General features: G+C 75.4%; 3 protein-coding genes. 2 read left to right on the top strand and 1 reads right to left on the bottom strand.

The window, feature by feature from the left end:
* Positions 1–22: 22 nt before the first annotated feature.
* A complete protein-coding gene (locus AB0M95_RS10915; protein ID WP_363762029.1) occupies positions 23–20,764 on the bottom strand; it encodes an amino acid adenylation domain-containing protein in 20,742 nt (6,913 codons plus the stop codon).
* Between the two features lie 162 nt (positions 20,765–20,926).
* Between AB0M95_RS10915 and AB0M95_RS10910 the strand changes: the two genes are divergently transcribed.
* On the top strand, positions 20,927–21,952 hold the full coding sequence (locus tag AB0M95_RS10910) for an iron chelate uptake ABC transporter family permease subunit (protein WP_363762027.1): 1,026 nt from the start codon (positions 20,927–20,929) through the stop codon (positions 21,950–21,952).
* Between the two features lie 3 nt (positions 21,953–21,955).
* Complete coding sequence (locus tag AB0M95_RS10905) at positions 21,956–23,086, top strand: iron chelate uptake ABC transporter family permease subunit (RefSeq protein ID WP_363762025.1); 1,131 nt, start codon at positions 21,956–21,958, stop codon at positions 23,084–23,086.
* Position 23,087: the final 1 nt, after the last annotated feature.

The following is a 23,087-nucleotide window of genomic DNA, read 5'->3' as shown; positions in this document are numbered from 1 at the left end:
TCCGTTCGTGGGGCGGGCGGACTCATTGTCCTGGGGGGACGGATCGGCGTCCGGAGCCGAGGGTCTCGGCGCGGCCGGCCAGGGCCCGGAGCACCCGGAACCAGGTGGCGGCCAGGTCCGCGACCGCGTCCTCGGACAGCAGTTCCCCGGCGAAGGACCACTGGGCCGTGAGCACGGGACCGCCGGGGCGGTCCTCGGTCAGGGCGTTGACCGTCAAGGGATGGGACAGCGGCATGCCGGGGTCGGCGTCCAGGTCCCCGGGCTCCTCCTCCGGCGCGTACGCCCAGTCGGCCGCCTCGAAGCCGCCGAAGCGTCCCAGGTAGTTGAACTCGATCGACGCCTCGCCGAGCCCGGCCAGCACGGGCCCGGTCACGGGGTTGAGGTGCCGGAGCAGGCCGTGGCCGATGCCCGCCATCGGCAGGGAGGCGAGCCGGGACTTGATCCGGTCCACGGCCGCGTCGAGGGCGGGCCCGCCGGCGAGCGCGTCGTCCAGGTCGACGGCGCCCGGGTCGAGCAGCACCGGGACGACGCTGGTGAACCAGCCGACCGTCCGTGACAGGTCCGCCTCCCCCGCGAGTCCTTCCTCGCGGCCGTGGCCCTCCAGGTCGACCAGCACGGCGTTCCCGCTCCCGCCGGGTGCCTCGGGCCGCCCGGCGGACGCGTCGTCCCTGGCGCTCGCGGGACCGCCGGGCGCGCGGCGGCGCCAGTCTGCCACGGCCAGGGCGAGCGCGGTGAGGAGCACGTCGTTGACCGTCGCGCCGAAGGCGGCGGGGACCCGGCCGAGCAGCGGCTCCGTGACGTCCTCCGGCAACGCGCGCGACAGGTACTTCGTGGTGGCCACCAGGTCGCGCTCCGGATCGAGGGGGCGGGCCAGCGGCAGCGGTGCGCCGCCCGCGAGCATGCCCGTCCACGCCGGCAGGCCGGCCTCCAGCGCCGGATCCGCCGCGCGCTCCTGGAGCAGCTCCGACCAGCGGCGGAAGGACGTCTCGACCGGCGGCAGCGCGGGCGTCCTGCCCGCCGCGACGTCCGTCCAGGCGGCGGCGAGGTCGGGCAGCAGGACGCGCCAGGACACCCCGTCGACGACCAGGTGGTTGATCATAAGCAGCAGGCGTCCCGGACGGTCGCGGCCGGCGTCGAACCACACCGCGCGCACCATGACGCCCGCCTCGGGGTCCAGGCACGACCGCACCCGGAGGGCCCGCTCGACGTAGAGCGCCCGGAGGGTCCGCTCGTCGCCGGACGCCTCGACCCGTTCGATCAGGGTCGCGGCGTCCACGGTCCCGGGCGCGGGCACCCGCAGCGCCCACCCTTCACCGGGCCCGGTCGTCGCCGAACCGCCGGAGTCCCGGACGAGGCGGGCGCGCAGCATGTCGTGCCGGTCGAGGACGGCCCGCAGCACGCGGCGCAGCCCGTCGAGGTCGAGGGAGGCGGGGGTCAGCACGAACGCCGCCTGGTGGAACCCCGCGATCGGCCCGCCGCGATCGAGCGTGGCCCGCATGATCGGGGTCAGGGGAACGGTGCCGGTGCCGTCGTCGTGCGTGCCTCCCTCCGAGCCGGGGCCGGTCATGACGGCGACGGCGGCCAGGGCCGCGACCGTGCGGTGCTGGAAGACCTGCCGGGGGCTGAACCGCACCCCCGCCGCGCGGGCCCGGGCTGCGAGCCGGATCGCCACGATGCTGTCTCCGCCTGAGGCGAAGAAGTCGTCGTCGGCGCCGACGCGCGGCGCGCCGAGCACCTCGGCGAAGACGGCCGCGAGGGCGTATTCGGCCTCGCCGGAGGGTTCGCGCCCGCCGTCGGTGCCGAAGTCGGGGGCGGGAAGCGCCCTGCGGTCGAGCTTGCCGTTGGGCAGCAGCGGCAGCGCGGCCAGGGCGACCACCGCCGCCGGGACCATGTAGTCCGGCAGCGCGGCGGCCACGAAGGCGCGCAGGTCCGCCGGGTCGGCGTCCAGGCCGGTGGCGGGGACGACGTAGGAGACGAGGCGGGTGACGCCGTTGTCCTCGCGCGCGGTGACGACGACGCGGGCGACCGACGGGTGCCCGTCCAGCACGGCCTCGATCTCGGCGGGCTCGACGCGGAACCCGCGGATCTTCACCTGATCGTCGGCGCGCCCGCCGTACTCCAGCCGCCCGTCGCGGGTCCAGCGGGCCAGGTCTCCGGTGCGGTACATGCGCGTGCCTGGCGGGCCGTACGGGTCGGCGGTGAACCTCTCGGCGGTCTGCCCGGGCCGGCCGAGGTACCCCCGGGCCAGGCCCGCGCCCGCCAGGTACAGCTCGCCCATGACGCCGGGGGGTACGGGCCGCAGCCGGGCGTCGAGCACGTAGGCGCGGGCACCGGCGACCGGGCGTCCGACCAGCGGACGCTCGCTGTCGCCGACGCGGGCGACCAGGGCGTCGACGGTGGCCTCGGTGGGGCCGTAGAGGTTGAACGCCTCGGTGGAGCGGAGCGCGGCCAGCCGCCTCCACAGCGATTCGGGCACCGCCTCACCGCCGACACCGACCACGGCAGGCAGGCCCCCGCCGTCCTCGAACAGGCCCGATTCGCACATCTGCGTGAGGAACGACGGCGTGACCTCGATGAAGTCGAGCCCGTCGCGCCGTATGGCCTCGGCGGCGAGTTCGGCGTCGCGGCGCGTCTCGTCGTCCAGGATGTGCAGGGCGTGCCCGTCCAGCAGCCAGAGCTGCGGCTGCCAGGAGGCGTCGAAGGAGAACGACCACGCGTGGCCGACGCGCAGCGCCCGGCGGCCGGTGGCGCGCTTGGCCGGGTCGTACAGCGTCGCGCGGTGGCTGCGGAAGAGGTTGACGAGGCCGCCGTGGCAGACCACGACGCCCTTGGGTCGGCCGGTGGAGCCGGAGGTGTAGATGACGTACGCCGGGTGCAGCGGGTCCGGCCCGGTGCGGAGGTCGCCCGCGGGCAGGGCGGCGAGCAGCGCGGCCGTCTCGCCGTCGTCCAACCTGATCGTGGGCACGCCCGCGTACGGCGGCCCGGCGGCGGCCTTCCCGGCGGTGACGGCGAGCACGGGACGGGCGTCGCCGAGCATGGCCAGCACCCGCTCGTCCGGCAGTTCCGTGTCCACGGGCAGGTACGCGGCCCCGGCCTTCATCACCGCGAGGATGGCGAGCACGAAGTCGGCCGAGCGGGGCAGCGCGAGGGCGACGACCCGCTCGGGTCCGGCGCCGTGGGCGGCCAGCAGGCGAGCGAGCCGGTTGGCGCGCTCGTTCAGCTCGGCGAACGTCCAGCGGACCGTCCCCGAGACGACGGCGACGGCGTCCGGGGTCGCCGCCGCCTGGGCCTCGAACAGGGCGGGCACCGTAGCGGGCCCGCCACCGCGGGCGGCGGTGTCGTCCCAGGTCGTGAGAGCGGTGTCGTTCCAGGTCGTGAGGATGGTGTCGCGCTCGGCGGCGCCGAGGACCTCGACCCGGCCGACGGGGAGCATGGGGTCGGCGGTCACCTGTTCGAGCACGCGGACCAGCCGCTCGGCGAGCCGTCCGGCGGTGTCGCGGTCGAACAGGTCGGTGCTGTACTCGATCCAGATCCGGACGCCCTCGTCGCTCTCGATGAAGTCGAAGCTCAGGTCGAACTTCGCCGACCGATGCCCGAACGGCTCCTCGCCGGCGGGCGCCAGGAGACCGGGCACCGCGGCGGAGGACGAGGGATCAGGGGACGGGGACCTGGGCGATGCCATGGACTCCGGGGACGGGGACGGCAGGGACAACGGGGACGTCGGGGACAAGGGAGACACGGTCAGGCCGGGGAAGGCGGGAGGCTCGTCCTGGCCGTTCAGGTAGGCGACCATCACCTGGAACAGGGGGTGCCTGGCCAGCGAGCGTGCGGGGTTCAGCACCTCGACCAGCCGCTCGAACGGCACCTCCTGGTGCTCGTAGGCGGCCAGATCGGTGTCCCGGACCCGGGCCAGCAACTCGGCGAAGGCCGGGTCGCCGGAGACGTCCGTACGCAGCACCAGCGTGTTGAGGAAGAACCCGACCAGGTCTTCGAGGCGTTCGTCGGCGCGGCCGGAGATGGGCGCGCCGAGCGGGATGTCGTCCCCCGCGCCGAGCCGGTGCAGCAGCGTGGCCACGGCCGCGTGGGCGACCATGAACATGCTCACGCCGTGCTCGCGGGCCAGGCGGCGCAGCCCGCGATCCAGGTCGGGGGCGAGGGTGAGGCCGACCGCGCCGCCGCGGTGGCTGCTCTCGGCCGGGCGCGGACGGTCGGCGGGGAGCGTCAGTTCCTCGGGCAGCCCGGCCAGGGCCCGCTCCCAGTACGCGACCTCGCGGGCGTGGCGGCTGCCCGGGTCGGCGGGGTCGCCGAGGCGCTCCCGCTGCCAGAGGGTGTAGTCGGCGTACTGGAGCGGCAGCGGCGCCCACTCCGGCGCGCGTCCGTCCAGGCGGGCCCGGTACGCGGCGGCGAGGTCGCGCCACAGGGGCGCGTCGGACCACTCGTCCCCGGCGATGTGGTGGAGGACGAGCATCAGCACATGCTCGTCCGGGCCGAGCCGGAACACCCGGGCGCGCAGCGGCGGTTCCCGGTCCAGCTCGAACCGGTACCCGGCGACCTCGGCCAGCCGCCCGGGCAGTTCCTCCTCCATGATGCTCTCGGGCGCGGCGGTGACGCCGAGACGTCCCTGACCGGCGGCCGGGGACACGGCCGCGCCGATCTGCTCGGGCGTGAGGATGAGCTGGTACGGGTCGCCGTCGCGCTCGGGGAAGACCGTGCGCAGGCTCTCGTGCCGGACGGCCAGGTCAAGGACGGCGGCCTCCAGGGCCGCCGTGTCCAGCGGGCCGGTCAGGCGCCAGGCCATGGGGATGTTGTAGGTGTCGCTCGGGCCCTCCAGCCGGTACAGCACCCACAACCGGCGCTGGGCGAACGACAGCGGAACCGGGACGGGCCGTTCCACGACGGCGGGCGCGGACGCGCCGCCGCCGCGTGCCTCCTCCAGCCTGCGGGCGAGCCGGGCGACGGTGGGCGCCTCGAACACCTCCCGCAGGGTGATCTCGGCGCCGAGTGCCGTGCGGATCCGGCTGACCAGCCGCATCGCCAGCAGCGAGTGGCCGCCGAGCGCGAAGAAGTCGTCCTCGACGCCGACGCGGTCGGTCTCGAGGACGGCCGCGAACAGCTCGGCCAGGATCTCCTCGCGCGCGTCGCGGGGCCGCCGTCCGGAGAGCGGAGCCGGGGAGTCCGCCGGGGCGGGCAGCGCCCGGCGGTCCAGCTTGCCGCCGGCCGACTTCGGCAGCGCGGGCAGCTCCACGTACGCCACCGGAACCATGTGCTCGGGCAGCGCCTCCGCGACGAACGCCCGCAACGCCCGGTGGTCCGGCACGCCCGCACCGGCGTCCCCGTGGACGAAGGCCCCCTCGGCAACGGCTCCGGCGGCGGCCGGACCCCGCGCACCCTCACCGGAGGGCGGGACCGGATCGAGGGCCGGGACCACGTACGCGACGAGGCGGTGGACGCCGGGGGTGTCCTCGCGGAGGCTGACGGCGGCCTGGGCGACGCCGGGGTGGGCGGCGAGGACCGTTTCGATCTCGCCGAGCTCGATGCGGAAGCCGCGCAGCTTGACCTGGTCGTCCGCGCGCCCGAGGAAGACGAGCGTCCCGTCCTCGCGGCGGCGCGCGAGATCACCGGTGCGGTACATGCGCGTGCCGGGCGGGCCGTACGGGTCGGCGGTGAACCGCTCGGCGGTCAGCCCGGGACGGCCCAGGTACCCCCGGGCCAGCCCCTCCCCTGCCAGGTACACCTCGCCGGGCACACCCGGAGGGACCGGCTGGAGCCGCGCGTCCAGCACGTGAGCGCGAATGTTGGCGACCGGCGCGGCCCACGAACCCCGGCGGCCCGCGTCACCGGACCCGCCGAGCCCTCGCGCCCCGTCGGTCCCCGTGTCGCCCGTGTCATCCGAGGTGCCCGTGTCATCCGAGGTGCCGTTGCCGCCCGCGTGCCGGCCGTAGGCGTCGACCGTGCACTCGGTGGGGCCGTACAGGTCGTGGACGAGGGTGCCGGGGAGTGCGGTCAGCCGGTCCCACAGGGCGGCGGGGGCGGCCTCGCCGCCGACCGTGATGACGCCGGGCACGTGCGTGCCGGGGGCGAGGAACCCGTGGTGGATCAGCTCCTGCACGTAGGTGGGGGTGAGGTCGAGGTAGTCCACCCGCGCGTCCTGCACGCGGCGCAGCAGGGCGGCCGGGTCGGTCATCGCGGTCTCGTCGAGAACGTGCAGCTCGTGCCCGGCCAGCAGCCACAGCAGCGGCTCCCACGAGCCATCGAAGCCGAAGGACGCGGCGTGCAGCGCGCGCAGCGCCTCACGCCCGGAAGCGCGTCGCGCGGGTTCGATGACGTCCTCGCGCTGGCCGGCGAACAGGTTGCTCAGGCCGCCGTGGGTCCCCACCACGCCCTTGGGCCTGCCGGTCGAGCCGGAGGTGTAGATGACGTACGCGGCGGCGGCCTCCGGCACCCGCTCACCGGGCAGGGTGGGCCGCTCGACCAAGGCCGGCCCTCCCCGGTCCGTCGCAGCGGAGCCGGCCTCTCCGGAGAGCACGGGCGCACCGTCCAGAATGGGCACACCGGGCAGAGCGAGGATGAGCGCGCCGGGTGGAGCGGGGGTGCCGTTCCAGGTGGGCGGGGCGTCGGGGGTGCCGAGGAGGAGGGTCGGGGTCGTGGCGGGCAGGGCCGGGGCGAGGGTGGGGGTGGTGAGGACGACGGCGGGCGCGGCGTCGTCCAGCATGTACGCGAGCCGCTCGGCCGGGTACCCCGGGTCCAGCGGCAGGTAGGCGGCGCCGGTGGCGAGCACGCCGAGGATCGCGGGCACCATCTCGGCCCGGGGAAGGGCCAGGCCGACGACGTCCCCCTCGCCTACCCCGCGCCACATCAGCAGCCCGGCGATGCCGTTCACCTTGGCGGACAGCTCGGCGAACGTCAGACCGCGTCCCCCGGCGACCAGCGCGACCCGCTCGCCGTGCGTCCGGACGGCGTCGGCGAAGATGGCGGGAACGGTACGCGGCTCGGCCGGGCGGGCCGTGTCGTTCCAGGCGCCAAGGGCGTCCCGGCGTTCGGCCTCGGTGAGGACGGGAACCGCGCCCACGGGCCGGTCCGGCCGGGCGGCGAGCAGGCCGCACACCGCGACGGTCCGCTCCAGCAGCGTGCGCGCGGTCGCCTCGTCCGCGAGGTCGGCGGCGTACTCCAGCAGGACGACGACACGGTCCTCGCCGGTGTGGTCGGCGAAGGTGAAGTCCAGGTCGAACTTGGCCGTCCCGATTCGGGCCGGCAGCCACGCGGTGGGCATGCCGAGCACGTCGGGGTCGCCGTCCGGGCGATGGTGGTAGCCGAGCATGACCTGGAAGAGCGGGTTACGGCCGGGTACGCGCGGCGGGTTGAGGGCCTCGACGATCCGCTCGAACGGCAGGTCCTGGTGCTCGAAGGCGGCGAGGTCGGCTTCCCGTACCCGGGCGAGCAGCTCGGTGAAGGTCGGGTCGCCGGACAGGTCGGCGCGCAGGACGAGCGTGTTGACGAAGAAGCCGACCAGGTCGTCCAGCGCGCTGTCGGTGCGCCCGGCGATCGGGGAGCCGAGCACGATGTCGGTGCCCGCGCCCATCCGGTGCAGCAGGACGGCGACGGCGGCCTGGAAGACCATGAACATGCTGGTCCCGGTCTCGGCGGACAGGGCGCGCAGCGCGCGGACGGTCTCGGCCGGCAGCTCGGCGCGCACGGTGCCGCCCCGGCCGGTGGGCTCGGCAAACCGGGGACGGTCGAGCGGCAGCGGCATCTCGTCCGGCAGGCCGTCCAGCGCCGCCGACCAGAATGCGAGTTGGTGCGCGCCCTCGGCTGCGGGGTCGGCCGGGTCGCCGAGCAGGCGGCGCTGCCAGAGGGTGTAGTCGGCGTACTGGACGGGCAGCGGCGCCCACTGCGGCACACGGCCCTCGCGGCGGGCGCGGTAAGCGGTGGCAAGGTCGGCGAGGAAGGGACGGTCGGACCACTCGTCGGTGGTGATGTGGTGCAGCACGATGGCCACGACGTGGTCGTCCGGCGCGATGCGGAACACCTCGGCGCGTACCGGCAGCCCGGCGGCGAGGTCGAACGGCCGTGCCACGGCGGCGGCGACCCGCTCGTCCAGCTCCTCCTCCGGGCAGTCGGCCACCGCGAACTCCGGCTCGGCCTCCCCGGCGGGGACGACGAGCTGGTACGGCTCGCCTTCGTACACGACCGCCTCGAAGCCCGCCTCCGCCTGCCGAGACGGGAAGAGAGTGAAGGACACCAAGGACACCGAGGGCGTCGCGGAGGGAGCGGTGGCCTGGGGGAAGCGGGTCCGGAGGGATTCATGGCGGTCTGTCACGTCGCGCAGGGCCTGACGGAGGGCGCCGGTGTCCAGGGCGCCGCGCAGCCGGAAGACCAGCGGGAAGTGGTAGGCGTCGCCGCCGCTCAGCCGATCGGCGAGCCACAGGCGGCGCTGCGCCGGGGACAGGGGGACGCGCTCGGGGCGGTCGGCCACGGGCTCGACGGCGGGACGGGCGGGCCGTCCCGTACCGGCGCGCGCGGCGAGCAGGGCCGGGGTCGGGGCCTCGAACAGGTCGCGGATGGCCAGTTCGGCGCCGAGCTCGGTGCGGGCGCGGCTGACGAGCCGGGTGGCGAGCAGCGAGTGGCCGCCGAGGTCGAAGAAGTCGTCGTCGGCCCCGGCCCGGGGCAGGCCGAGCAGCTCGGCGAACAGGCGGCAGAGCACCTCCTCCTCGGGGGTGCCCGGCGCGCGCCCGCCGGTGGCGGCCACCGGCTCGGCGTCGGGCAGGGCACGCACGTCCAGCTTGCCGTTGTCGTTCATCGGCAGCCGGTCCAGGACGACCAGCGCGGACGGCACCATATAGTCGGGCAGCCGCCTGCGCAGGTCCTCGCGCACGCGCCGGACGAGGTCGCCGGTACCGCGCGCCGCCGCCGGGGCGTTGGCGTACGGGGGTGTGCCGCCGCCGGGACGGTAGAGGCCGGCCGCCACCCGGAAGCCGCCGCGCAGGAAGACCGCGTCGAAGCGGCCCGGCTCGCCGGACGGCGTGGTGAGCAGCCGGTATCCGTGCGCGGCCGCCAGCGCGTGCAGCGCCTCGGGCTCCACTCCCCCGCTGATCGTCGCGCCCGGCTCGGACGCGGCCCGCGCGTCGGGCACCGCGGTGACCCGCAGCCACTGGGGCCGGTGCTCCCGCAGATGACGATCGAGCTCACGGACACCGGACTCCGCCGCCCCTGGGGCACCTCGCTCCCCAACTCCCGCGACGGCCATCTCGCCCGCGACGCCTGTGTCCGGCTCATGGGCTACGGCGACCGTGGGGGTCTCGGTGCGGGGTTCGGGCCATTCCAGGGCCGGGGCGTCGGCGAGGTGGACGTCCGGGGCGTCCTTGTAGAGGACGACGTCGTAGCGGTGGCGGGTGAGTTCGTCGTGGTGGTGGCCGCGCTTGGTGCGCAGGTCGGCGCCGTAGCCGAGGGTGGTGAAGAAGTCGGGGTGGACCAGGAGTTCCTTCTCCATGGCGAGGCTCCGGTCCACGGCGCGCCGCACGGTCTCGGGATCGGCGTCGTCTCCCGCGCGGGTGAGGTGGACGGCGGTGTGGAAGGCGCGGGCGGTCCTCAGGTCGCGGACGTCGCCGATGAACAGGGCGCCGCCGGGGGCCAGCAGGCGCATGGCCCCGTGGACGACCTCGGCGAGGTGGCCGGCGCTCGGGAAGTACTGGACGACCGAGTTGACGACGATCGTGTCGAAGTACCCCTCGGGGAGCCCCGCGGTGTCGTGGGCGGCCTGGCAGCGCAGCTCGACCTTGGCGGCCAGCTCAGGGTCGCGCGCCAGGTCCCGGCCGAGCTTGCCGATCACGGGGGCGGCGAAGTCGGTCGCCCAGTACGCCTCCGCGCCGGGGGCGAGGCGCGACAGCAGCAGCCCGGAGCCGGCGCCGATCTCCAGGACGCGGCGCGGGCGCAGCTCGCGGACGCGCTCGACGGTCCGCTCGCGCCACTCGCGCATGTTGTCCAGCGGGATGGGCCGCCCATCGTAGCTGCTGTCCCAGCCCGCGAAGTCCTCGGTGAAGACGGCGGTGCCGATGCGTGCGTACTCGTCGGAGTAGATGTCCTGCCATTCCCCGATCTGGTCTTGCTCGGCGGATCGCCGCTCCTCGCCGGTCGGCTCGGCGGGGACCACGTAGCCGACGAGGCGGCGCGTCCCGGGAGCCGACGGGTCGTCGCGGGCGATCACGGCGGCCGCCGAGACCTCCGGGTGGCGGAGCAGCGCGGTCTCGACCTCGCCGGGCTCGACCCGGTGCCCGCGGATCTTGACCTGGTCGTCCGTGCGGCCGAGGAAGTCCAGGTTGCCGTCGGCGCGGCGGCGTACCAGGTCGCCCGTGCGGTACATGCGCTCGCCGGGCTCGCCGAAGGGGTCGGCGACGAACCGCTCGGCGGTGAGGCCGGGCCGGTCGAGGTAGCCCCGGGCGAGGCCGACGCCCGCGATGTACAGCTCGCCGGGGACGCCGGACGGCACCGGCCGCAGCCACGGGTCCAGGACGCGCGCGCGGGTGGCGCGGATGGGACGGCCGACGGTGGGCGTGGCGCTGTCGCCGGTACCCCCGCCGAGGGTGTTGATCGTGTACTCGGTGGGCCCGTACAGGTTGTAGCCGTAGGTGCCCTCGGTGTCGCGCAGCCGGCTCCACACCGTCTCGGGCACCGCCTCCCCGCCGAGCAGCACGAGCGGCGGGCGGTGCCCGTCGAGCAGACCCTCCTCGATCAACAGGTGGGCGTAGGTGGGGGTGACGTTGACGACGTCGACGCGGTGGGCCTCGCAGTAGGCGGCCAGCGCCCGCGCGTCGCGCCGCAGTTCCTCGTCGCAGACGTGCACCTCGTGGCCCTCGACCAGCCAGAGCAGTTCTTCCCAGGACATGTCGAAGGCGAAGGAAACCGTGTGCGCGATGCGCAGCCGGCGTCCCCCGGCGGAGGCGACGGCCGGGGCGAAGATCTCCGTGCGGTGGTTGAGCTGCATGTTGGTCAGGCCCCGGTACGGGGTGACGACGCCCTTCGGCCGGCCGGTGGACCCGGAGGTGTAGATGACGTACGCCGGGTGGTCCAGGCTGAAGGCCGGACGATCCGCCTCGGTGACCGGCCCGGCGGGCAGCGCGGCGAGCGCGCCGGCCACCGCCGGGTCGTCGAGCACGACGCGCGGGCCGCCGGGGGCATCGCCGCCCAGCCGCGCCGAGACGGCCGAGGTGCACAGCGTCAGCGCGGGACGGGCGTCGGCGAGCGTCGCCGCGAGCCGGTCGGCCGGATGGTCCAGCTCCAGGGGCAGGTAGGCGGCGCCGGTCCGCAGGACGGCGAACAGCGCGGCCACCATGTCGATCGAGCGCGGCAGGGCGAGCGCGACGACCTTCTCCGGGGCGGCGCCGCGCGCGATCAGCAGCCGCGCGAGCCGGTTGACGCGGGCGTCCAGCTCCGCGTAGGTGACGGTCAGGTCGCCGAAGACCAGGGCTGTCGCCTCGGGAGTGCGCGCGGCCTGCGCGGCGAGCAGGCCGGCGATGGTCTCGTCGGGGACGGGCACCCGGCTCGCGGCGTCCTCGCGCGCCAGCGCGGCGCGTTCGGCGGGCAGCAGCGGGTCGAGGCGGCCGACGGGCGCGGCGAGGTCGTCCGCGAGCCGTCCGAGCAGCGCCGTGAAGCGGTCCAGCAGGGTGCGCGCCTTGGGGGCCCCGACGACGTCGGGCCGGTGGGCGAGCGTGACCCGCACCCGCCTGCCGGGGGTGACGATGAGGGTGACGGGGTAGTGCGTCGCATCCACGTTGGCCACGGCGGTGACACCGTGACGGCCGGACAGCTCGGCGAGGCGGTCGTCGGTGTCGCCGTCGCGCAGCACGAACAGGGTGTCGAACAGCCGCCGGTGCCCGCTCTCGGCCTGCAGCACGCCGAGGCCGACGTACTCGTACGGCATCAGGTCCAGGCGCTCGCGCTGGACGCGGCGCAGCAGGGCGAGCACCGGCTCGGCGGGGTCGAAGGCGATGCGGGCGGGGACGGTGTTGAGGAACATGCCGATCACGTTCTCGACGTCCGGCACCTCGCTCGGCCGTCCGGCGACCGTCGTGCCGAAGACGACGTCGGCGCGGCCGGTGGCGGTGGCCAGCGTGAGCCCCCAGGCGGCGGTGAGCAGCGAGTTGAGGGTCAGGCCGTTGCCGCGGGCGATGTCGCGCAGCAGCTCGCCGAGTCCGGCGGGCAGCTCGGCGTCCAGGTTCTCCGGGATGACGGGGTCCAGGTCCTGGGCGACGCTCCCGGCGATCAGCGTGGGCTCGTCCAGGCCCGCGAGCGCGTCACGCCAGGCGCGCGTCGCCGTCCCGGCGTCCTGGGACTCCAGCCAGGTCAGGTAGTCGCGGTACGAACCGGGACGTGGCAGCCCGCGCTCGTCGCCGCCCGACGCGTACAGGGCGAACAGCTGCCCGAGGAACACCCAGGCGGACCAGCCGTCCCACAGCAGCAGGTGACGGCCGATGACGAGCCGGTCGCCCCGGCCTTCGCCGAGCCGGATCAGCAGCATCCGGAACAGCGGCGGGCTGGACAGGTCGAACCCGCGGGTCCGCTCCTCGTCCATCAGCGCGCGCAGCCGCGCGTCCCGCTCGCCCTCGGGGAGGCCCGACAGGTCGGCGACCTCCAGCGGGACCTCGAGCGCGGCGGCGATGAACTGCACCGGACGGCTCAGGCCCTCGCTGGTGAAGCCCGCGCGCAGGCTCGGGTTGCGGGCCAGCAGCACCCGGGCGGCCGTACGCAGCCGGTCCGCGTCGAGCCCGGCGGCGACGTCGAAGGACTCGTGGACGGTGTAGACGTCCAGGACTCCCTCGTCGTAGGTCGAGTGGAAGAACAATCCCTCCTGGAGCGGCGCCAGCGGCCAGACGTCCTCCACCTGACCGCCGAGCCGGTGGACGCGGGCGGTCTCCTCCTCGGTCAGCCGCAGGGCCGGCTCCGCGGCGGACGCCGAGGTCCCCGTGGCGGGTGTCCTCGTGCCCGGCCCGGCCGCGGCGGCCAGCGCGGCGGGGGTGCGGTGCTCGAAGACGTCACGCGGGTCCAGGTCCAGGCCCGCGCGGCGGGCGCGGCTGGACACGCCGATCGAGCTGATGCTGTCGCCGCCGAGCATGAAGAAGTCGTCGTCGGGACCGGCGCCGTCCACCCGCAGCACCGCGGCGAAGATCTCGGTGAGGACGCGCTCGCGCTCGTCGCGCGGCGCCCGGGCCTCCGCCCGCACCACCTCGGGCGCGGGCAGCGCGTCCCGGTCCAGCTTGCCGCTCGGCGTCAGCGGCAGCGCGTCCAGCACGACGTACGCCCCGGGCACCATGGCGGCGGGCAGCGCGCCCGCGAGCGCCACCCGCGCGGCGTCCGTGTCGAAGGCCGCCCGGGAGGCGTCCGGGAGGGCGGGGACGATGTAGGCGGCGAGCGTCGTCCCGCGGACGGCGACCGCCGCCTGGGCGACGCCGGGCAGCGCGGTCAGGGCCGCCTCGACCTCGCCGGGCTCGATGCGGTTGCCGCGCAGCTTGACCTGCCGGTCGGTGCGGCCGAGGTATTCGACGGCGCCGTCCTCGCCGAGACGGACCAGGTCGCCGGTGCGGTACATGCGCGCGCCGGGCTCGCCGTACGGGTCGGCCACGAACCGCTCGGCGGTCAGGGCCGGTCGCTCGTGGTAGCCCCGGGCGAGCTGGACGCCGGTCAGGTACAGCTCGCCGGGCACGCCGGGCGGCACGGGACGCAGAGAGGCGTCCAGGATCCGCAGGCCGGTGTTCCAGACCGGGCGGCCGATGGGCACGGTGACGCCGGACGCGGCCGTCCGCGGGCCGGTGTCCCGTACCGGACGGCCGGAGGGAACGGTCGTGTGGGACGGGCCGTCGCCGGGGCGGGACGCGTCGTCGCAGGGGTCGTAGGTGACGTCGCACGGGTGGTAGGTGACGTCGACCGCCGCCTCGGTGGGACCGTACAGGTTGTGCAGGGGCACACCGGTGAGCCGGCGCCAGCGCGCGGCCGCGGCGGCGGGCAGGGCCTCACCGCTGCTGAAGACGCGGCACAGGGACGCCGCCCACGACGGGTCGGCGGTGATCTCCCCCGCCGCCAGGAAGGCTTCGAGCATCGACGGCACGAAGTGCATGGTCGTGACGCGCTCCCGGCGGATCAGATCGGCCAGGTAGGCGGGGTTCCGGTGCCCGTCCGGGCGCGCGAGCACGACGGCGGCCCCCTCGCACAGCGCCCAGAAGAACTCCCAGACGCTCACGTCGAAGCTGGACGGCGTCTTCTGCAGCACGCGGTCGTCGGCGCGCAGCCCGTACTCGCCCTGCATCCAGGCCAGCCGGTTGACGATGGCCCGGTGGGTGACGACGACACCCTTCGGGCGGCCGGTGGAGCCGGAGGTGTAGATGAGGTACGCGGCGTCGTCCGGGCCGGCGTCCCCGGCCCGCGGCGGCGCGTCCTCGCAAACCTCGGTACGACCGCCGGGGACGACGAGGGTGAGGGCGCCGGTCTCGGGCAGCCGCGGCGCGGCGGCGGCAGTCGTGACGACCGTGCTCGCGCCGGAGTCGGTCAGCATGTAGACGATGCGGTCGGCGGGGTAGTCCAGGTCAACCGGCAGGTAGGCGGCGCCCGTCTTCAACACGCCGAGCAGGGCGACCATCAGCTCCGCAGAGCGCGGCACGGCGACGGCGACGATCCGCCCGGCGCCGGACGCGCGCAGGCGGGCGGCGAGGATCTCGGCGCGGGCGTCCAGCTCCCGGAAGGTCAGGGTCTCGCCCTCGTAGACGACGGCCGTCGCGTCCGGGGTCCTGGCCGCCTGGGCCTCGAAGGCGGCGGTCAGCGTCGTCCCGGGGACCTCGACGGCCTCCCCGGCCAGGACGGAGGCCGTCACGTCCTCGCCTGACGGCGGGTCGAGGCGCGCGGCCGTGCCTCCCGGGGTCTCGGCGATGGCCTGGAGGACGCGGGTGAGCCGGTCCGCGATCCCCTGGACCGTCCGCCGGTCGAGCTTCTCGGCGTGGTGCTTGAGGCGCAGGTCCAGGCGGCGGCCGGGCTTGACGATCAGGGCGAGCGGATAGTGGACGGCGTCGTTGAACTCGTGGCCGGCGATCCGCACCGTGCCGGTGGCGTCGGTGAGGCCGGCGGCGGACGGGTAGTTCTCCACGACGACGAGGGTGTCGAACAGCTCTCCGCCGCCGGCGAAACCGGCGACGCGCTGGATCTCGGCGAGCCCGAGGTGCTGGTGGTCCAGCAGCCGGGTCTGCTCGTCCTGGAAGCGCTCCAGCAGCCCGGCGAGGGTGTCGGCGGGGCGCCACCGCACGCGCGTGGGCAGGGTGTTGATGAACAGGCCGACCATGGACTCGATGCCGTCCACCTCGGCGTCGCGGCCGGAGACCGTGGTGCCGAAGACGACGTCCTCGCGGCCGGTCAGGCGCCCGAGCAGCAGGCCCCACGCGGTCTGGACGACCGCGCCAAGCGTAACTCCGCGCTCACGCGCCACGACGGCCAGGCGCGCGGTGAGGCGCTCGGACAATTCGACCCGCACCTGCGCCGGCCGTATCGGCACACCCACACCGCTCGCCGCACGACCCGCCGCCGCATCCGCCGCCACGCCCTCGGTCGCGGTGTGACCGGTCGTCGTGGTGACCAGCCGGGAGGGCTCATCGAGTCCCGCCAGCGCCGCCCGCCACGCAGCGCGGGCGGCGCTCCTGTCCGCTCTCACCAAGCGGCGCAGGTACTCGCGGTACGAAGCCGGCGCGGCCGGTACGGCGGAGCCACGCCCCGCGCGCACGTTTTCGCCCGCACCGCCGGAGGCGCCCTCGACGCCTCCGCTATTCGAAACGTTCGCCCCGCTCGCGAAGTTCGTAATGGTCTTATGCTCTTCGCCGAATTCCGCGCGCTCGTGGTGTGTGGAGGGCCGGTCCGTCCGCTCGTGGTCAGTGGGGCGAGGGTCCGCGTACTCGTGGTCGGCCGGGTCGTAGAAGGCCATCAGCTCGCGGTGCAGGATCGGGAGGGACCAGCCGTCCGCGACGATGTGGTGGAACGTGAGCAGCAGGCGGGCGCGGCCAGGGGCGAGTCTGATCAGCGCGCAGCGCAGCAGCGGCGGGTGCGTGAGGTCGAACCGGCGGGCGCGCTCCTCGGCGGCGACAGCCTCGGCCATGGCGTCCCGGTCGTCCTGGTCGGCGGCGCCCCGTGTGGACAGGTCCACGTAACGCCACGGTAGGTCCAGACGCGCGGCGATGAGCTGCACGGGCCGGTCGTCCGGCGTTCTGCGGAAGAAGGCGCGCAGCGGGGCGTGCCGGTCCAGCAGGCGTTGCGCGGCGCGGCGCAGCGCGTCCCCGTCTACCGGGCCCTCCAGGTCGAGGGCCTGCTGGACGACGTACGCGTCTCCGGCCGGGCCGTCCACCAGGGAGTGGAAGAAGAACCCCTCCTGCAGCGGGCCGAGCGGCAGCACCTCCTCTACGGGAATCGGGTCCTCGCCCAGGATTTCCGCCGGTTCGGCCTCGGTGAGCCGCACCAGCGGGGCGTCGGCGTACTCGTCCTCGGCTGGGGCTCCGCCGGGGTTCTGGCCGTCCGGAATGTGCCCATCGCCGACCGTGCGCGTGCCGTCAGCGGGGACGGATCGGCCGCGCTCCCGGGCGACCGGGGCGAGGGCGGCGACCGTGCGGTGGCGGAAGACGTCGCGGGCGGTCAGCCGCAGGCCGGACTCGCGGGCGCGGACGAGCAGCCGGATGGCGACGATGCTGTCGCCGCCGAAGGCGAAGAAGTCGTCGTCCACGGTGACGGACGGCACGCCCAGCACCTCGGCGTACAGCGCGCAGAGCAGTTTCTCGCGGGCGTCGCGCGGCGCACGGCCGGAGCTGAGGGCGGCGGGGTCGGGTACGGGCAGCGCGGCGCCGTCCAGCTTGCCGCTCGGGGTCACCGGCAGCCGGTCTAGGGGGACGAACGCGGACGGAACCATGTACTCAGGGAGGTATTCGGCCGCGTACGCGCGCAGCCCCTTCATCAGGACGGCCACGTCGCGGAACGGCGCGGGCCGGTTGGCGTGCGGGAACGCGCCAGCGGTCCGGTAGGTCGCGACGTTCTGCGACGCACCACCCCCCGGCGTCCCGGCCATGAGCCCATCACGCCCCGCCGTCCCGGCAGAGTCGGCATCGCGCCCGCCGTCCCCCGGCGTTCCGGCGAATACCGCGTCGACCCCGCCGTCCTCAGATGTCCGCGTGAAGACCCCGTCGCGCCCACCGTTCCCGGGTGCGCTCGTGGAGACCGCGTCGCGGCCGCCATTCTGGGACGAGGGGGTGAAGATCGCATCCAGGGCGCCGTCGTCGGCGTGGCCGTTCCAGGTGACGGCCACGTGGTAGCCGTGCTGGGCGGCCAGCTCGTGCAGGGCCTCGGGGTCCGCGCCCGCGTCCGGGACGGCCGGGCCGCCCTCCTCCTCGACCGCGTACAGCGAAGCGAGGTCGTCGATGAGCCGGGAGTTCGGGATGCCGGTCACCCGGAGCCCGCCGTGACAGCCCGCCAGCCGCGCGCCCAGCCGCTCTAGCCCGCCGGCCTCGGCCCAGCCGACCTCCTCGAACCGCCCGGCGACGGCCCCGGGCCCGCCGTCCGGTGTGGTGGCGCGCCGGCGGAGGACGACGTCGTAGCGGTAGCGGGTCAGCTCGTTGTGGAAGACGCCGCGCTTGACGCGGATGTCGGCGTCGAAGCCGGGGAGCGCCGCGAAGTAGTCGGGGTCGAGGAGCAGCTCGCCCTCCCAGGCCACCGACCGGTCGACGGCCGCGCGCAGGGCCTGCTTCTCCTCGGCGGGGGCGCCGTGCCCGAGTTCCACGCCGCCGCGCGTAGTCCCGACGGCGCGGCGCGGAGCCCCGACGGCGGCGCGCGAAGTTTCGACGGCGGCGCGTAGGCAGCGCAGCAGACGCAGGTTGCGCACGTCGCCGACGAAGATCGTGCCGCCGGGGGCAAGCAGCGCCTGGGCCCGGCGCAGGACGCCGGTCAGGTAGTCGGCTCCCGGGAAGTACTGGGCCACGGAGTTGAGGACGATGGTGTCGAAGTAGCCCACCGGCAGCCCGGTGAGGTCGTGGGCGGGCAGGGCACGCAGCTCGACCCGGCCGGCCGGCTCGGGCACCGCGCGGACCTGGGCGCGCAGCGCGGCGACGGCCTCGTGCGAGAGGTCGGTGCCCCAGTACTCCTCGCAGCCGGGGGCGACGCGCGACAGGATGAGCCCGCTGCCGACGCCGATCTCCAGCACCCGGCGCGGCCCGAGCTCCTGGATCGCGGCGACGGTCGCGTCCCGCCACTCGCGCATCTGCTCGACGGGGATGGGCAGCCCGTCGTACATGCTGTTCCAGCCCGCGAAGTTCTCCTGGAAGCCGTCGGAGCCCGCCGCCGCGTACAGCAGCTCGTGCAGGTCCTTCCAGTCCTCCACCCGTCCGGCGTCGCCGGGCCCGGCCTCGGGTGACAGGGAGGGGACGACGTACGCGGCGAGCCGCCGGTCGCCGGGCCGGTCCTCGCGGACCACGACCGCAACCTGGTCGACGGCGGGGTGCCCGCGCAGGACGGACTCGATCTCGCCGGGCTCGATGCGGAAGCCGCGGATCTTCACCTGCGCGTCGGCGCGCCCGAGGAAGTCCAGCCGCCCGTCGGGCCTCCACCGGACCAGGTCGCCCGTGCGGTAGAGCCGCTCCCCGGGCGCGCCGAACGGGTCGGCGACGAATCGCTCCGCGGTCAGCCCGGGCCGTCCGAGGTAGCCGCGCGCGAGCCCCGCCCCGCCGAGGTACAGCTCGCCGGTGACGCCGGCGGGGACGGGACGCAGGCGGGCGTCCAGCACGTACGCCCGCGTGCCGGGGTCGGGGACGCCGATGGGGACGTGCGACCCGGGCGGGGTCGCCGGGTCGCACAGGCCGAGGGTGGAGTTGGTGGTCGCCTCCGTCGGCCCGTACGCGTTGAACATCCGCCTGCCGCGCGCGTAGCGGGCGACCAGCTCGGGCGAGACGCGCTCGGTTCCGGCGAGCAGGGTGGCGGGCGGCAGCTCGACGTCCTCGGGCATGGCCGCGAGCAGCGCCGGGGGCAGGATCATGAAGGTGACGCCGTTGGCGTGGGCGTAGTCGGCCAGCGGCGCGCCGGGCACGCGCAGCTCGGACGGGACGACGACGAGGCGTCCGCCGGAGAGCAGGCCGAGGCACAGGTCCCAGAAGGCGACGTCGAAGCTCGGCGAGGCGAACTGCAGGACGCGGCTGTCCGGCCCGACGCCGAAGCGCTCGCGCTGCGTGGCCACGAGCTTGGCGACGCCGGCGTGGGACAGCACGACGCCCTTCGGGCGGCCGGTCGAGCCGGAGGTGTAGATGACGTACGCGGCGTTCAGCGCCGACAGCGGGCCCCGGTCGGCCTCGCCCAGGTCGTGGCGGGGGCGTCCGGCCAGCTCGCGGACGGTGGCGGGGGCGTCCAGGACCACGACCTCCATGCCCTCGGGGAGGTCCTGGAAGTCGGCGGCCGGCTCGGCGGTGGTGACCAGGCAGGCGGGAGCGGCGTCCTCCAGCATGTACGCGACGCGCTCGGCCGGGTAGTCGGTGTCGATCGGCAGGTAGGCGGCGCCCGACTTCAGGACGGCGACCTCGGCGACGATGAGCTCGGCCGAGCGGGGCAGGGCGAGAGCGACGACGCGCTCGGGCCCGGCGCCGCGCGCGACGAGGGCGTGGGCGAGCCGGTTGGCGCGTTCGTCCAGCTCCGCGTAGGTCAGGCGGGTGTCCTCGAAGACCAGGGCGACGGAGCCGGGGCGCAGGCGCACCTGCTCGGCGAACATCTCCGGCCAGGTCAGCGGCGGGACGTCGTGGGCGGTGTCGTTCCACTCGGCGAGAATGCGGTGGCGCTCGTCCGCGCCGAGAAATTCCAGGTCGCCGACGGGGGTGTCCGGCCGGGCCAGGCCGCCGGCGAGCAGGGCGTCGTAGTGGGCGAGCATCCGGTCGGCGGTCGCGGCCTCGAACAGGTCCGGGCGGTAGCTCAGCCGCGCCTCGCCGCCGGCGACCGCGAACACCGCGTCCAGCCCCGGGACGTTCTCCCAGGCCGACGAGCCGAGCCGAGCGTCGGCCCTGCCCTCCCCGGGACCGGTGCCCGCATCGCTCTCGGAACCGCCGTCTCCCCCGGCCTCCGAACGCGAAGAACCCCCCACCCCGGCCTCGGGAGCGGCACCTCCCACGGCGGTCCATGAGCCGGAACGCCTTTCCCCGCCATTGGCGGGACGGGCGCCACCGTCAACCTCGATGGGGTTCTGACCAGCGCGCTCGTCCAGCGGAGCGGCCGATCCGCGGTCGTGTGATGTGCCGTCCGCAGAGCCGGTGTCAGCGCCGAAGGCGGTGTTGAAGAAGAGGCCGCCGCCGCGCATGGCGTCCGGGCGGAGCGCGGCGGCGAGGGTCGTGAGGGGGACGCCGTGGGCGTGGGCCTCGGCGCGGGCGGCGTCCACGCGGCGCACCAGGTCGGCGAACGTCGTGGCCCCGGTGAGGGTGACGCGCAGGGGCAGCCCGTCGTACCCGACCGTGATGTCGCCGGAGCCTCCGTACCGGTGCAGCAACGCGACGTACGCGGCGAGCGGCGCCAGGTCACCGAACGCGGTCGTGGCGTCCGGCTCAGTGGCAGGGGCGGGGCCAGGGACGGGGGTGGTCGCGGGGGGCGGGGCGGGGAGCGTGCGGGTGCGGGTCACGCGGGGACCGGTGGGCGACGGCGGGTACGGGAAGTCGAGCGGCAGGGCCGTTTCCTGCGGGAGCGGGGACAGTCGCCGGTTCCAGTACGCCGTCGCTTCTTCAATGCCGGACACAGGTGACGAACCCTCCCACGGTTGGACGAAACCGGCCGGAGTCCGACCGCGATCGGCGCCCATACTAAGGTAAGGTTTACCTAAGTCACAGACCCCGAGGCGTGATTTCAGGGCCGAAATAAGGTTCGCCTAACCTAAGGAAGTCGCAGTGGAGACAGTTCGGTGACCCGCGCCGGAGGGCTTCGGCCCGCGCTCCTCCTGGCGTCGCTCGGCGCCGTCCTGCTCGTCCTCTGCCTGCTCTCGGTCGCCCTCGGCGCGCGGAACGTGCCCCTCGACCAGGTGCTGGGCGCCCTGGCCGGGCGCCCAGGGAACCGGCTGGCCGAGAACATCGTCTGGACGGTCCGCGTGCCCCGCACGGCGCTCGGCCTCGCCTCCGGCGCCGCCCTCGGGCTCGCGGGCGCGCTCATGCAGGCCCTGACCCGCAACCCGCTGGCCGACCCCGGCGTGCTCGGCGTCAGCGCCGGAGCCGCCTTCGCCATCGTGTTCGCGGTCGCGGTGCTCGGGCTCGGCTCTCTGTACGGATACGTCTGGTTCGCGTTCGCCGGCGCGCTCGTCGCCGGCGTCCTGGTGTTCTCGCTCGGCAGGCTGGGCCGCTCGGGGCTGACGCCGGTCAAGCTCGCGCTCGCCGGCATCGCGGTGACCTCGCTGCTCACCTCGCTGACCGGCGCCATCGTCCTGACCGACCCGGACGCGCTCAACCGCTACCGCTTCTGGAACGCCGGCTCGCTGGCCGACCAGACCGGCGCCACGGTGCTGCGCGTGCTCCCGTTCCTCGCCGCGGGCGCGCTGCTGGCGCTGGCGTGCGCGCCCGCGCTGAACAGCCTCGCCCTCGGCGACGACGTGGCGGCCTCGCTCGGACGGCGGCTCGGGCTGGTGCGCATGCAGGGCGTCGCCGCGGTCACGCTACTGACCGGCGCCACGGTCGCGGTCATCGGCCCGGTCGTCTTCCTCGGCCTGGTGATCCCGCACGCCGCGCGGGTGCTCGCCGAGCGCGCGGGCATCGGGCCGGACCACCGCTGGCTGCTGCCGCTGTCGGCGCTGCTCGCGCCGTGCCTGCTGCTCGCCGCGGACATCGTGGGACGGGTCGTCGTCCGTCCCGTCGAACTCCAGGCCGGGGTGCTCATCGCGTTCATCGGCGGGCCGTTCTTCATCGCCATGGTGCGCCGTCGCCGGCTCGCGGAGGTGTGAGCCGTGGTCCGCACCTCGGGCGCCGGGAAGCTCCGCGCCTCCGGCACCGCCGGGCCCCGTACCGGCGGAAGGCCGCGCACCGGCCGGACCGTTCTCGCGCCGCGCCGCTTGCGGCTCGCCGTCCCGCCCGTCTCCGGCGTCCTGCGTCCCCGCCTGGTCGTGGTGTGCGCGGCGCTGCTGGCCGCCACCTTCCTGGTGTTCTGCTGGGGCGTCTCGATCGGCGAGGTCCCGATCGGCCTGGTGGACGTGATGAAGGCCCTGGCGGGCCAGGGTGACCCCGGGACGCTGCTGGTGGTCAGAGAGCTGCGGCTGCCGCGCGCGGCGGTCGGCCTGCTGGCGGGCGCCGCGTTCGCCGTCTCCGGCGCGCTGTTCCAGACGATGACGCGCAACCCGCTGGCCAGCCCCGACATGATCGGCCTCACCGCGGGCGCGGGGACGGCGGTCGTCGCGGGCATCGTGCTGGGCTGGGACGCCGGGCCGGGCGTCCAGGCCCTCGGGCTGCTCGGCGCGCTGGCCACGGCCCTGCTGGTGTACGCGCTGGCGTGGCGGCGCGGCACGACCGGCTACCGCATCGTCCTGGTCGGCATCGGCCTGTCGTGGATCTGCTCGAGCGCGACCGACTTCCTGCTGGCCCGGGGCGGCCGCTTCCAGGCGCAGGCCGCGCTCGGCTGGCTGGTGGGCAACCTCAACGGCCGGTCGGCCGGGGACGCGGTGCCACTCGCCGTCGCCGTGGCCGTGCTGCTGCCCGTGGCACTGGTGCTCGGCCGCCTGCTGCGCACGTTGCAACTCGGGGACGACGTCGCCGCCGCGCTCGGCACCCGCGTGCAACCGGTCCGGCTCGCGCTGACGCTGACCGGCGTCGGGCTGGTGGCGTTCGCCACCGCGGCGGCGGGGCCGATCGCGTTCGTGGCGCTCGCCGCGCCGCAGATCGCCCAGCGGCTGGCCGGGGACGCCCACCCTCCCCTGGTGGCGTCGGCGCTGACCGGGGCCCTGGTGGTCCTGGCCGGCGACCTGGCCGCCCGCACGCTCATCTCCGGCACCGAACTCCCGGTCGGTGTCGTCACGGGCGTCCTCGGGGCGCCCGTCCTGCTCTGGCTGCTCATCCGCGCCAACCGCGCGGGCTCAGGAGGCTAGC

Origin of the sequence: Sphaerisporangium sp. NPDC051017 (assembly GCF_040683095.1) — a bacterium.
Classification (GTDB): Bacteria; Actinomycetota; Actinomycetes; order Streptosporangiales; family Streptosporangiaceae; genus Sphaerisporangium.
This window is presented reverse-complemented; position numbering and strand designations above follow the sequence as displayed.